Below are 14,483 nucleotides of genomic sequence, written 5' to 3' on the forward strand. Positions count from 1 at the left end.
TTTACTAAATAAAAGTGGTAATGAAAAGCAGAGGGTTGTTAGCAATCGTAAATGTGATTTGGCGATTGGTTTTTAAAATATTCGTAGAATCACCACTTTTCAATATAAGAAACAGTTCCTACGCAGAGCATCGGAACTAGTTAATTAAACTAATAAGTTATTATCATTTCTTTTCTGGGCAGTAAAGTTTTTTTAGAAGTATAATTTTCTTTAATTAACATTTTCTTTCAAACTATTACTGACAATTAGATGACTGATTCTGAAGTTTTTGAAAATGACCAGAAAGTTTGGCTTTCCTACGCATACAATAAGCTTAAGGCTTATGAAACTATTGACGAGAGAGCAGCATCATTAGAATTATGGGACGATTTGTCTTATTTCTTCTCAACCGAAAACCTAGACTACGATTATTTTAAGAATGGTAGAATTACTTTATTTGGTATTTGGTTAATAGATCCGAACTCAAATTTATTACATGAGTGTGATTCTGTTATTCATTCTATTTCAAAACTAATCAAGGAAAATCCTACTAACGAAAGATTTTCCATCTCCCAACTTTCTAATTTAAAGTTAGACAGGAAAAAATTAGAACAGCTAGTACACCTTTTATTTGAATACGGAGGGTTTATATCTGGTACATCTAGTGGCCCAGATGCTCAACTCTATCTTGACTCTTTTACAGTTTCCACAAGGAATTTTTCCAATTATAAAAACTTCAAAAGTATCTCAAAGAGGCTCAAAAAAAGATTTGAAATAAAAAATAAACCAAGAAAACAAATTACTGGTCGCGAATTATCCATGTTTGGTGGAATTAACGATAGTAGACCGGGATTAAACTCAGAGAAGAATATTGAGGTTAAAAACACTGCTTTCATCATAATGCAGATTAACCCTGAAAATCCAGAATTAGAAGATATTCTTATCTGTATTAAGGAAGTTTGCAAAAAATTTGGGATAGAAGCTGTTCGAGCGGATGAAATTCAACATGAAAATAAAATTACAGATATAATCTTGGATAGAATCAAAAAGTCTGAGTTCATCATTGCAGACCTTACTGCCGAAAGACCAAATGTATATTATGAAGTTGGTTATGCTCACTCAGAAGGTAAAAGACCTATTTTGCTCCGAAAAAAGGGTACTAAACTACATTTTGATCTTTCAATTCATAATGTACCCGAGTATAAAAATATTCAAGAACTTAAAAAGATTCTTAATAAAAAATTTGAAAGCATTACCGGCTCATTGCCGTCAAAAAAAATGAATGCATCTTAAGTCTTAAATCTTACGTCTCAAGTCATATATCTCAACTCTATCTAACTATCGTCTCAGTCCTCTTCGGTCCGGTAGAAATGATCGTAAACTTCACTCCCAGATAGTTTTCAACATAATCGATGTAAGATTTCGCAGCATCAGGAAGTTCATCCCATTTCGTCATTCCAGAAATGTCTTTATCCCAACCCGGCATGGAAGTATAAACCGGCTCTACATTTTCGATCTCATCCAAGCACAGCGGGAATACTTTGGTTTCCTCTCCGCCATTGATCTTGTATCCGGTACACACTTTGATCTCGTCAAAGCCGTCCATTACATCCATCTTGGTAAGCGTGAGTTCGTTGATACCGTTAATTCTGCATGCGTATTTCAAAGCAACCAGATCTAACCATCCACAACGTCTTGGTCGGCCGGTAGTAGCGCCGAACTCATGACCTTTTTTACGAAGTTCTTCTCCCGTCTCTCCTAAAAGTTCAGTTGGGAAAGGTCCGTTTCCTACTCTGGTGCAATACGCTTTTGTAATTCCCATTACATGAGTAAGCGCTGTTGGTGGAACACCGGAACCCGTACAAGCGCCACCTGAAGTTGGGGATGAAGAAGTTACATACGGATAAGTTCCGTGGTCAACATCCAGTAAACAACCTTGCGCTCCCTCCAGTAAAATTGACTTGTTACTTTCTAAACCTTCGTGCAATAAATTGGTAGTATTACAGATATAAGGAGATAAAATATTGATGGAATCATCCAGTTCATTCATCAAATCATCTACAGAAAGTTTCGGCTCCTGATACAGATTCTCCAGTGCGAAATTTATATCTCTGATATTCTGCTCTATTTTCTTTTTCAGAACTTCTTTGTCTAACAGATCCACCATTCGGATTCCAACTCGCGAAACCTTGCTTACATAAGCCGGACCAATTCCACGTCCTGTAGTTCCGATGGCATCTCCGCCACGACGCTTTTCTTTCAGCTGATCGAGGAGTTTGTGGTAAGGTAGAATTACGTGCGCCGTTTGACTGATGAAGAAACGTCCTTCTAAACTGAAGCCCATCTCCTGCACATCTTTGATCTCTTTTACCAAAGCGATAGGATCGATAACAACACCGTTTCCGATAACACAATGACCGGAACCGTTAAAAATTCCGGATGGGATCAGATGCAAAACAAAGGTTTTGTCATCAAATTTAAGCGTATGACCTGCATTTGCTCCGCCCTGATAGCGAACGATAAAATCCGCTTTATCGCTTAACAGATCTACGATCTTTCCTTTTCCTTCATCGCCCCACTGGGCACCAATTACTACTCTAACTGACATATCTTTTTTAAAAAACTATTAACAATAAAAAAGGGGTGTAGTTATCTACACCCCTTTCAGGTTCTATTTAGAAAACACTTTTCAACCTTCGTTGAATGATTCGGCTGCTTCTTCTACTGATTTGTAGTGCTTGAAAACTGTGATCAATTTTGTAACGATCAACAAACTCTCAATCTTATCAGTAGCATTAGCGATCCTTAGATCACCACCCGCTTTGCGCATAGTTGTAAGCGCGCCGATTAACATTCCAAGTCCGGATGAATTCATGAACTTTACTTTCCCGAGATCAACTACAATGTTGGTTTTTCCGGCATCAATTAGCTCATGAAGTTTTTCGTTCAGGCTAACCGCATCGGGTCCACCCATTACGTTACCTTTAAATTCGATAACCACGCTACTGTAGCGTTCTGATGTATTAAAGCTCATAATCCTATTATTTAAAACTTATTATTTTTTGGTTTTGGAGTCTAATTCTACTACCAAAGAGCTGGCAACAAATAACGAACTATACGTACCAAGCACAATACCAATTAACAGTGCAAAAGAAAAACCTTTTAACACTTCGCCGCCAAAAATAAACAGCACAGCAACCACAAACAAGGTGGTAACCGAAGTGATAATAGTTCTACTTAGCGTATCATTCAAGCTTTTATTTACCATTGGAATAAATTCCATGCCTTTATGTACGATACTGTTCTCACGAATACGGTCAAAAACAACTACCGTATCGTTCAAAGAATAACCTACAATAGTTAAGAAAGCTGCAATAATATTCTGATCGATCAGTAAGCTGAAGTTCACCACATCACTTAACAATGTGAATGCACCAAGCGTTATGATCACATCATGGAATAATGCAGCAACGGCTCCGGCCGAGAATGTCCATTTACGGAATCTGATCAGAATGTACACAAAGATAATGATCATAGAATAGATCACTGCCTGCAATCCACCTGATTTCAGATCTTCGGCTATTCTTGGACCCACACTGTCAGTTTTTTCAGTTTCAGCCTGATTATCAGGATAAAGCTGTGACATTGTAGAGCGAACTACCGTCTCGATCTCTTCAATTGTGTTTGTGTTGTCTGTTCTGATCAACACTTCAGATTCAGATCCGAAAAGCTTCACTTCCGGAGTTGAACCTAACGGATCAGATAAACTGGATCTGATCTCAGTTACATCTACAGCTTTCTCAAACTTCAAGACTATTTCTTTACCGCCTTTAAAGTCAATACCGTACTGCAGTCCTTTCGTTAAAATCGCTCCAATGGAAATTGCTAGCAATATCCCGGAGATCACGTAAGCTATCTTTCGTTTACTAACGAAATCAAAATTTGGTGTTTCAAACCATCTCATAATTATATCCTTTTACTCTTTTAAATTTCTTTGTTGATTAACCGAAGTTTACTGCGTCAGATTTAGCACGAGTCAAATAATCTACCACTACACGTGTGATAATAATTGCACTAAATAATGAGCAACAGATACCTGCAAGCAGTGTTACAGCGAATCCTTTGATCGGACCAACTCCGAAACTCAAAAGAACTAATGCTACAAAACCTGTAGTGATGTTGGCATCAAAAATAGCGCTCATTGCATTTGCGTAACCTGCAGAAATTGCAGCTTTGATGGTTTTTCCGGTACGTTGCTCTTCACGAATACGGTCAAAGATCAGCACGTTTGCATCTACTGCCATACCAATGGTCAGAACGATACCTGCCATTCCCGGAAGTGTTAACGTAGCTTTGAAGCCTGCTAAAATTCCCAAGATAAACACGATATTCAGTAACAATGCCAGATCAGCAACTGCACCACCTGTTCGGTAATACACGATCATAAAAATTGCCACGATCGATAAACCAATTAATACAGAGTTCAAACTTGCATCAATGGAAGCCTGACCAAGTGAAGCACCAACAGTACGCTCTTCAACGATCTCCAACGGAGCAGGAAGTGCACCTGAAAGCAGAATGTTTACCAAGTCATCGGCTTCGCCTACATTTTCAACCCCTGTAATGGATGAACGACCGTTACTTATCTTAGAAATCACATTTGGATAGGTGTATATAAAACCGTCCAGAACAATTGCTACAGGTTTACCGATATTGGCTCCTGTAATTCTTGCCCAATCTCTTGCGCCTTCTGCATTCATAGTCATTGAAACTTCAGGAACGTTGGTAGTAGGGTCAAACTGAACGCTTGCCTCTTCAATAACATCACCTGTCATTTCAACATCCGTTTTAACTCCATATAGAGTAAAAACTTCTGTTACACCTTGTGGATTAGCCTGTGTATTTGCACTCCACATAATGGTTGTATTTCTTGGGAGCATGCGATCAATTTCCGGATCTTTAAGTAGTGCATTTACTTCTGCAGTGTCTTGCTCTTCAGCATATCCAAGAACATATGGACTTCCCTGACTTGGGATAAGAACTTCCAGCAGAGCATTTGGCTGTATGGTATCTAAAGAATCTCCCTCATCACCGGCAGCTTTCTCATCGAAATAATCATATACCTGATTGATGAAAGAACTGAAATCGTTCGCGTTGGCTGCCAATCTGAATTCCAGACGTGCAGTTCCTTTCAGAAGATTACGCACTCGCTCTTTATCATCTACACCAGGAAGCTCAACTACGATTCTATCCGTTCCTTGTTTTACGATGGATGGCTCAGTTACACCAAATCTATCCACACGAGTACGAATAATTTCAATAGCTCTGTCCAGCGCTTCTGTTCTTTGTGCTTTTAAGAACGTAATGATCTCTTCATTGGTAGAACGACGAGTAATTTCTGCCGCATCATTTCTGAAATAACGACTCAATCTGGCTCCTTCGCCTTGTGATTGAAATTCTGTAGCCATTTCATCGATGAAGTCAGTGTCGTTTTCCAAAGCTACTGCTCTTGCACTGGCAACTACTTGCTCTAATTCGCTGTCTTTGTTTTCGCCTGCCAGCTCAAGAATCAACTGTGGCGTTCCTACTTCAAGCATAACGTACATTCCACCTTGCAGATCAAGACCAAGGTTTAGCGTTCGTTCTTTAAGACTTGCTAACTTTTCTCTGTGCTCATCTACATATTGAGTACTGTCAGTAGAAGAAAGTTCACTTATTTGTTTTTGCTCCAAATTGTATATAACAGTTGGATATAGGTAAAATAGCGTAAGTCCCAAAAAGGCCACTATAAGTCCTATTTTAAATCCGTTTCCTTGCATAAGATTAGATTTTAGATTGTTTGTAATTAGATATTAGATTTAAGACATAAGAATTGAGATAAATCATCTACTCTTAGTCTAAATAGAATTCAAAAATGAATTCTTTAAAATTGTTGTTTGGAATTTGAAAGTTGGGATTTTAATCCCTGATGTACTAAGGTGCGTTTATCGCTACCCCTGATAAGAAAGGTGTGTAAGCAGTATTTTGTGAAAATGTATCCCATCCGGATTCAATTGAAACCAGGTTGTTCATACAGGACTCAGAAACAGAGTTTGTCCCTTTTTTCAAAGAAGCAGCTTCTTTTTGAGAAACGGCATTCGGTTTAATGTTCTCAATTACAACCGCCTTGCCCATCCCATTAGAAGAACTCTGATAAGCTTTCCACTCATCAATAATCACTTCTAAAACATTCGAATCATCTGATTTACCAAATGGAAGTTCAAAATCTTCGCTGTTTTTTGATACGATCTCTGAAGCTTTTCTTATCACTGAATCCAGTTCGTCTGCGTCATCAGCTAAATCTGAAATAAGCTTTCTGATCTCAGCATTCTCTTCAGATTTTACTTTGGCATCCAACCACGAAGTAAACTCTGAATGAGTTTTACTTTCCTGAATAGGAGCAACAAAATGAAGCGCAAATCCAAGTAGTATTACTACCAGACTGTATGTTTTAGTGATATGTGTTCTGAAAATTTTCACAGAGTGTAATATATATACAATGAAAGGCTTTAATCAATATTTTTCTTGAAAAACAAAAGGCTCCCTGAGCTTTATTCAAGGAGCCTTTTTGTAGTTTATATTAACTATATCACTTTATGAGTGTCATCTTTCTTATTAGAACTTTCCCTTCGGCTTGTAGCCTATAGATATATATACCACTGGCTAAATTACTGGCGTCAAAGCTTACAACATGTTCGCCTGCGCTCTTTCTATCATTAACGAGCTCCTGCACCAAACGCCCTGTAACATTGTACACTCTTATATTTACCGGACCGGCATTTTTAAGCGTATAATTTATAGTAGTGCTTGGATTAAAAGGATTCGGATAGTTTTGAGCTAACTCTGTTGTTAAAGGAATAGCTTGTTCGGTTTCATTCGAAACGGTACTCAGCGTCACATCAAATTGTTGTTCTTGCGAAAACATTGATCCCATAAATCCATTATCAACTGCCTGAACCTGCCAATAATATGTACCGTTTGGCAAACCTCGTAAAGATAATGAAGTTTTGTAGCCTGCATTTCCATTTGCCTGAGTTCTTAGCTTTCCTGTGCTAAGATCAGAATTAGCGGAAAGCACATCAGAAGCTCCGGGACTTGTACCAATTCGAACGTTATATGTTAAGGATTTAGTTGGAGTTTGCGCATCTAAAGAGGCGTTCCAGATCAAGTTCACAGTATCCTGAGCGGTAGTAAACATTAACCCTTCCGGCACAGATGGTGCAGTATTTTTAATGGAAGTGTTATTTGAAAGGACTTTTGAGCTGGCTCCTGATATAACTATATCCAAGTCACCGTCGCCATCATAATCTACCCATGTTACTGAGCCTGCGCCTGATACATTCAGTTTTTCTTCGTTGATATCGCCACGGTTGTTATTAAATATAGTTGCTTCACCTTCAGCGCTGATCAACACATCAGGATCACCATCATTGTCGTAATCGCCAACAACAGCCCGGCTTTTCGAAAGTCCGCCAACCTTTCTTTTATCCGACTGATTTGAGTTGGTTGAATAAAACAGATCGAAGCCTGTTCCTGTATTTTCATAGAAACCGGTGAACAAATTTGTTTCAGCTGCATCAGTATAACCCGTAATCAGAACATCCTGATCTGTATCTAAGTCAAAGTCGGTGAATGCTACTGTACCGTTTATGACACCCTGAAAAACGGATTCAGACACTACAAAAGAGTCATTCCCTAAGTTCATATAAAGGATAGCATCAATATTCCCGTCAGAATCTGCTCCTGTGATAAATAGATCAGGCTTTCCATCAGCATTAGCATCTCCCCAACTTGCAGCGGGCATACTAAAACCTGCGAAGCCAAAGGCAACAGGCTCAAATATGCCGGAACCCATATTTTTAATAAGCGAAGTTTGAGGGTTCCCATCGACGGTCCCCGCAGCAAGAAAGTCTATATCGCCATCACTGTCATAATCAGCCGGGGAAACTATTCCATCCTCGAATCCGGGTAAAGAAAATCCGGAGTCCGTAAATGTACCTTCGTTATTCAGATACACTTTAGTAACCGGACCAGTTGCTGATTCACCTGAGAGTACCAAGTCAACATACCCGTTTTGATCGATATCGAACCAAAATACGGTGCTATTGGCAACTCCTTCAAATATTTGATCTGAATTTGTAAGTTCGCCTTTACCATCATTTGTTAGTAAAAGTGTTTGCGGGTCTTCATCATTGCCTTCCTGACCGGTGATCAATAGATCTAAATCTCCATCATTATCGGTATCAGCCCAGGAAGAGATCCCGTTTATCAAATTCGGCAGTGTTGTTTCTTCCTCCTCGTATGTAGAAGCCGGAATAGCTGTTATCTTTTCAGGAAAACTACTTTCCTGCCCGAATCTGTTTACAGCAATTACATAGAATTGATATGTTTGATCATTTTCTAATCCGCTGATCACGAGACTTGTATTATTGTATCCATACAAAGTATCGTTTGCAAAAACACCGAATCCATCTAGTCCTGAATACACATAGTAATAATCAAAGTAAGCACTGTCGTTTGCTGCCCAACTTAATTGAACGGCTTTGTCGCCTGCTGTTGCAACTACATCTTTAGGTTGATCAGGAACCGGTTTTGGGAAATTAGTTAGTATGTTGGACAACTCACTTTCCTGCAGATCCGCATTCACTACTGTTACTGCAAATGAATAATCCTGAAGTGCCGTCAAATCATTTATAGTTTTAGCAGTGTCCTGTGTGAACAGATTTCCTGTACGAGTTGAATCAACTAGCATCAATTCTCCACCTTCAGTACTCATATATATGCGATATCTAAGGAAATTTTCGCTATTACTTTGCGTCCAAAGAGGCATCAAGCTGTTTGCCCGGAAACCATCCCTGACCTCAAGTAAGGTTACAGCATCAGGAGCAGGAATTTCAACTGCGGAAGAACTGAATACCACAGACTCAAGTTCATCAACAGATGCGGTAACTTCGTATTCGCCTAATTTGTCTCCGAGTGTAAGTATAACTCTGGCTTGCCCTTCTGAATTTGTAGTTACAGAGTTCGCGCTTAGTCCCCAGCTCATTGCTGCTTCGGGAACCTTAGTTACGGCAAAATTTACTGATATACCTTCTACAGGAGTTTCATTTTCATCCACTACTTGCACCATTAGTGGTTGAGCCAGTGCTTTTTCAGGATTTCCGATCTGTTCATCTCCTGAAACTTTTACTATTGCACTTGGGATCAACGGTTCTACTTCTTCAAATTGATTTGAACCGCTCGGTTGGTACTTATATGTGAAAGAAAAACTGGTACCGAATGCTTCGGGTACTTCTGTGATTTCCATGGCTGCATAATGTCCTTCACTGGTATAAACTCCCCAAAGTTGACCAACAGATATTGGCTGCCCACCTGTTCCGTTTGAGAAGTCCCACGTAGTTCCAATCCAAGGTTCTTCATTTGTCCAAGATGGTATACTTGAAACACTTTCTAGCCCATCTCCATTAAGTAAAATAACTCTTTTACCCTGAATGCTTGAGGCTAATTCACCTCCGAAATTTACCCCTTCATTACTTGTTCCTCTGAAATCCGCAACAAATCCACCATTTTCTTCTTGGTTTGACACCGATTGAGTAGAAAAATCGAAAAACTGCCACGCTCCTTCATCTTTTATAATAGTTGCTGTTCCCATTACTACATCACCCACAACTGCAGGAGTTGCACTAACAGGTCCGGCTCCAAGCTCGCTTTCATTCCCAAACGCATCTACACTGAATACACGGTAAAAATAGGTCTCCCCTGGGGTTACATTGTCATCCATTGAAACATTTCCTGAAATGGTCGCTAACAATGATGCATTTGCAGGATTATCATCATTCAATGCTCTGTAAATGTTGTATTCTTTAGCTCCCTCAGCAACATCCCACATCAAATCAATTACTCCTGATTGGGCATTAGCAGTAAAGTTCATTGGCGCTTTTACCAGCTCTCCTGAAATTGTAAATACGACTGAATCAACGGCAGGGTAATTGGCCAGATATGCTTTGATCAGATAGTCACCTTGTTTATCACCTAATGAATAATCCATGTATGCACGATTATTAAATGTTGTAGCCTGATTTACATTTATTCCATCCGGTGTGAAAAAACTACCTGAAACAGCTCCATTGGGAATAGTCTCTTCTTCGAATGTTACCGTGATGCCATTCATTGGTTCGCCGATATCATCGATCACAACAACCTCTAAAGAAGTTGCTATGGTATCTCCCAATACCGTTACCTGATTTTGTCCACCCGTGATCACTAGTGTAGTTGGCTGCGGTCCGGTCACTTCTTCTTCTGCGGTTATTGTAAATTCCACAAACTTGGTATCATCTGAAGCTAAAGCTGCTTTTATAGTATAAATACCTTCTTTGTCCCCTACAGTAACAGTTGCTTCTGCTAAGCCTGAAGCATCGCTCACATCAGACGGAGTAACTGTTCCCTCTTCATTTACTCCTATGGGATCGTTAGTAATTTCAAAATTAATGGTCTCACCACTTACAACTGCTCCATCCTGATCAGTGATCAATACTACAATAGGATTTGCAGGTTGTGAACTTAGATCGGCTGTTTGATTATTCCCACTTTCAATTGCGATCGACAGAACCGGATCTGGATCTTGAAATTCGGATTCTTCAAAAAACCGACTCCCATCCGGCTGATATTTGTAGTTGAAATCAAAAGAGCTTCCAAAATTACCTCCCGGTAATGCAGTTATTTCAATTGCAGCATATTTTCCTTCTCTGGTATAAATTCCCCATAGTTGTCCTACAGAAATAGGCTGACCTCCAGTTCCGTCAGCAAAATCGTACGAAACCGTTACCCATGGAGCTGAATCTGAATGAGTTGGTACTGATTTCAAGGTATCAAGATTCCCTTCACCTAATAGTAAAAACCTTCTGCCTGTGGAAGAAAGTGAGGTGCTTCCCTCATTACCGAAATTGACTCCTTCATTGTTTACAAAAACAAAATCGGGCAAATAATCTCCGGCATCTTCATGCTCACCTGATATCTCTCCCGACAGATCAAAACCGTTTCCTGAATTACTGGTTGCTAAGCCAACTAATTGGTCAGAAGAATTCAAATTTGTTTCATCTAAAGTCGTACCACCTTCGCTCATATACTTGTATTTAAAAACAAAACTATCTCCAAAATTTCCGTCAGGCAAAGCGTCTATTTGCATTACCGCGTACAAACCTTCACTGGTATAAACCACCCAGAGTTGTCCCGGTGAAATTGGCTGGCCTTGGGTACCATTTGTAAAGTCCCAACTTGTATCAACCCAAGGAGCAGCATCTGTCCAGGTTGGTACTGTTGTTACGGTATCAATATTTCCGGATCCTAAAAGCAATACTCTTTTTCCCGGAATTAATGATGAGAACTCTTTTCCAAAGTTTACTCCTTCGTTACTACTGCCCCAAAAATCGGGCGTGTATGTTGCGGTGTCTTCAATTGAAAAAGCTTTTTGGCTTGTAAAATCATAGTACTGCCAGGTTCCCGAAATTTTGCTAAGTGTATCTACCCCGGCAACAACCTGAGCTTTTAGCTCTGTGTGTGTAATCGCTGAAAGCAGCATTAAACCTGTAATTAAAAGTATGTTCTTCTTGAGTTTTCTGTAGTAATGCTTCATAACAGTTTGTTTTAATTTAATAGTCACTCCTCCCTATTTAGGGTGCCACAATTAACCGTACATGTCATTTACAATACATACCCTGTTCGGGGTATTTTTCTGATTTTCAATCGATTATACCCTGAGTCGGGTATTTCTACACTTCTGATCTACAGGCATATTTCTATATCAATTTTAACCACTTCGCAAAAATTTACTGCGAGGTATACTTTCAGGAGTACAATATGAAAATCTTAAAATACCTATCAGTTCTGATACTGTTTACCGGATATCTTACAATTGAAGTAAGTGCCCAATCAACAGCAGATCTTTACAATGACGGAAAATATGACCAGGCAGCTGTCAGATATGAACGAGCAGCGGCAGACGATCCCGAATACTACCTATGGGCTGCAAAAAGTTATGTTGCTCTAAAAAATTGGGATAAAGCAATTGAAATGTATGAAGCTTATCGTGATGGTTTTAAATCAGCAAATAAAACCCAGGTAAATGAACTCATTTCTATTCTTCGCAAACCAATAGAAGATATTAAAGTAGAAAACCTTGGTGATGGGATAAATTCTCAATATGGAGAAAGCAGTCCGCGAATCAGTGCTGACGGCAACAGGCTTTATTTTTTCTCAAGCGACCGACCCGGAGGACGAGGTGGAGAAGACGTTTGGGTTTCTAATCGTGGAGCAAATGGAGAATGGCAACGACCTTCGTTGATGCCTTCCCCAATAACTACAACCGGAAATGAAGCTCCGGAGATTATCAGCAATGATGGAAATATGATGATCCTTTTTGGTAACTACGACGGCTATTTCGGTGGTGGCGATTTATTTTACAGCTACAATCAAGGTAACCGCTGGACAACACCCTGTAATATGGGCGGCGGAATTAATTCCAAATACTTTGAAGCCGATGTAACTATCTCGCCAGATGGAAAAACTCTTTTATTTACTTCAGAAGAAAACCGAGTAGGTCGCGGAAGTGGCGATCACTACGACATCTATATTAGCCAACTTATAAATGGTGCATGGACAACCCCAAAGAAACTTCCTTCGAGTATTAACCTGCAAAAAAGTAATCAACGTGGAGCATATTTGAGCTCTGACGGACGGACATTATATTTTTCTTCTACAGGTCATGCGAGCTTTGGAGGATATGATTTATTTATAACCCGTAGAATTGGTGATGGTTGGGATAATTGGACCACACCCGAAAACATGGGTAAAGAAGTTAACACTGTACTAAATGACCTATATATTTCTGTGCCGTCATCTGGTTCTTATCTTTATTTTAACCGAAATACAACTGGAAACAACAACGATGGCTATGGAGAAAGTGATTTATTCAGAATGCCAATCCCTCAGGAATTCCGTCCTGAACCTGTAGTTAATATTTCAGGTGTTATTACAAATCAAGATAATGAACCCATTAAAGCTACACTTTTCTGGAGCGACCTTGACACTAACGAACAGTTAGGCTACATCACTAGCGACGCTGTAAACGGGGAATATTTGGTTACTCTACCGTATGGAAAAAGATACTTGATTACTGCAAATCAAAAAGGCTATCTCTTCCAAACCCAAGTACTTGATTTGAGAGAAGGTGCAGATTCTGAAGACGGATCTTCGGAAGTTAAAAAAGACCTCCAGTTAAATGAAGCTACAGAAGGTGCCCGCATCGTACTACGCAATATTTACTTTGATACCGGTAGTGCAAATCTCCGAGATGAAAGCCAGGAAGAATTGAATCGATTGTTCGATATTATGGAGAAATCCGGTTTAGTAATCGAAATTGGTGGGCATACCGATAATGTAGGAAGAGAAGACTCCAACGAACGTCTGAGCCAATCTCGGGCTGAAGCAGTTCGTACCTATGTAATTGATCGTGGAATCGCTGAAGAACGTATTCAGGCGAAAGGATATGGAGAATCAGAACCAATTGCCGATAACGAAACAGAAGAAGGACGACAAGAAAACCGTCGTGTAGAAATAAAAGTGCTTAGTAATAATTACCAACGTGAAGGAACAGGCGACGTCTTGGATGATGGAAATATCGACCTTAGCCAATCCGAAGAGGAGGAAGTGATCCAGGAAAATCTGTATCAATTATATAGAAATGCTGCATTCCGTGGAGGAATACCAGCCAGATCAGCCTGCTATGGTGACATTCCGGGAAATGTAAGAGTAACAACAGGCAACAATTCACCTTCTTCTATTGCTGCTGCTGACAACGCTTTTACCGGTAGTAGCATAGGTTTTATTACCCATTCCGGTAAAGGTGCTCATGGTTACCCCGATGTAAGCGGAGCCGGTGTAGCTTTTTACAGTGGCGATGTAAACGGCGAAAGAAACATTTGGGCTTACTTTCTGGGTGATGCTGTAGGTGGAGGAATAGAGTGGAACAAATATTCAGATTTGAGTGAATTAACCAGCCTGCCTCTTTCTTTCGATTATGGATTAAGTGCATATCTTGTTTTTAACAAGGAAGAAAACACCATTGACACCGGAGGCGGTAATACAGCTACTCAAACCATTTACAGATCGGGCATTGGTGTCCCTTTGATGGCCAGAGTCAGATACAACCTTGTAGTTTCTGATATCAAAATTTCCCCTTATGCTTCTTACAACTATAACCTTCTGAGTTTAGTGGATATTGAACCTAATACTGAAACGGATGGTAACGGAAACATTACAACAGGTATGGCTCAAGCACAAAATTGGCTGGAGCTGGGAGCCCGTGCTCGTTTCAAGTTCATAACGGGTGGACTTTCTTTACAAAACAGTGATGCTGGAACAGGAATCATGCTAAGAGCAGGTTTAGCATTCTAAACTCAAAAAACTAA

The 14,483-nt window shown here is 39.7% G+C and carries 8 protein-coding genes; 2 read left to right on the forward strand and 6 right to left on the reverse strand.

Going from position 1 to position 14,483, the window contains the following annotated elements; all coding sequences use genetic code 11:
• Positions 1-249 precede the first annotated feature (249 nt).
• Positions 250-1,272 carry a hypothetical protein gene (locus A8B79_RS14140; protein WP_066223909.1) on the forward strand — a complete coding sequence of 341 codons (1,023 nt, stop codon included), beginning with the start codon at positions 250-252 and terminating at the stop codon, positions 1,270-1,272.
• A 37-nt stretch (positions 1,273-1,309) separates the two neighbouring features.
• Here the strand turns inward: A8B79_RS14140 and A8B79_RS14145 are convergent, their stop codons facing one another.
• The 6 genes from A8B79_RS14145 to A8B79_RS14170 form a co-directional block, all read right to left on the reverse strand.
• A complete protein-coding gene (locus A8B79_RS14145) occupies positions 1,310-2,587 on the reverse strand; it encodes an adenylosuccinate synthase (protein WP_066223910.1) in 1,278 nt (425 codons plus the stop codon).
• An 81-nt stretch (positions 2,588-2,668) separates the two neighbouring features.
• Positions 2,669-3,013, reverse strand: a complete 345-nt coding sequence (locus A8B79_RS14150) for an STAS domain-containing protein (RefSeq protein WP_066223912.1) — start codon at positions 3,011-3,013, stop codon at positions 2,669-2,671.
• Positions 3,014-3,034: 21 nt separating this feature from the next.
• Positions 3,035-3,943, reverse strand: a complete 909-nt coding sequence (secF, locus tag A8B79_RS14155) for a protein translocase subunit SecF (RefSeq protein WP_066223915.1) — start codon at positions 3,941-3,943, stop codon at positions 3,035-3,037.
• A 37-nt stretch (positions 3,944-3,980) separates the two neighbouring features.
• Complete coding sequence (secD, locus tag A8B79_RS14160) at positions 3,981-5,798, reverse strand: protein translocase subunit SecD (protein WP_066223917.1); 1,818 nt, start codon at positions 5,796-5,798, stop codon at positions 3,981-3,983.
• Between the two features lie 154 nt (positions 5,799-5,952).
• Positions 5,953-6,498: a hypothetical protein gene (locus tag A8B79_RS14165; RefSeq protein WP_066223919.1), complete on the reverse strand. Its 546-nt coding sequence runs from the start codon at positions 6,496-6,498 to the stop codon at positions 5,953-5,955.
• 109 nt (positions 6,499-6,607) lie between these two features.
• Entirely contained in the window at positions 6,608-11,650 is a 5,043-nt protein-coding gene (locus A8B79_RS14170) for an FG-GAP-like repeat-containing protein (RefSeq protein WP_066223921.1), read from the reverse strand.
• A gap of 224 nt (positions 11,651-11,874) precedes the next feature.
• On the opposite strand from A8B79_RS14170, the gene A8B79_RS14175 reads away from it, so the two are divergent.
• Positions 11,875-14,469, forward strand: coding sequence for an OmpA family protein (locus A8B79_RS14175; protein WP_066223923.1), 2,595 nt, complete (start codon positions 11,875-11,877; stop codon positions 14,467-14,469).
• Positions 14,470-14,483 lie beyond the last annotated feature (14 nt).

This window comes from Balneola sp. EhC07 (assembly GCF_001650905.1).
GTDB lineage: Bacteria > Bacteroidota > Rhodothermia > Balneolales > Balneolaceae > Balneola.

What these genes read in the sequence shown, in the direction of transcription:
- A8B79_RS14140 (WP_066223909.1), top strand. Translation starts at nt 250, where the DNA reads ATGACTGATTCTGAAGTTTTTGAAAATGACCAGAAAGTTTGGCTTTCC.
- A8B79_RS14145 (WP_066223910.1), bottom strand. Translation starts at nt 2,587, where the DNA reads ATGTCAGTTAGAGTAGTAATTGGTGCCCAGTGGGGCGATGAAGGAAAA.
- A8B79_RS14150 (WP_066223912.1), bottom strand. Translation starts at nt 3,013, where the DNA reads ATGAGCTTTAATACATCAGAACGCTACAGTAGCGTGGTTATCGAATTT.
- secF (WP_066223915.1), bottom strand. Translation starts at nt 3,943, where the DNA reads ATGAGATGGTTTGAAACACCAAATTTTGATTTCGTTAGTAAACGAAAG.
- secD (WP_066223917.1), bottom strand. Translation starts at nt 5,798, where the DNA reads ATGCAAGGAAACGGATTTAAAATAGGACTTATAGTGGCCTTTTTGGGA.
- A8B79_RS14170 (WP_066223921.1), bottom strand. Translation starts at nt 11,650, where the DNA reads ATGAAGCATTACTACAGAAAACTCAAGAAGAACATACTTTTAATTACA.
- A8B79_RS14175 (WP_066223923.1), top strand. Translation starts at nt 11,875, where the DNA reads ATGAAAATCTTAAAATACCTATCAGTTCTGATACTGTTTACCGGATAT.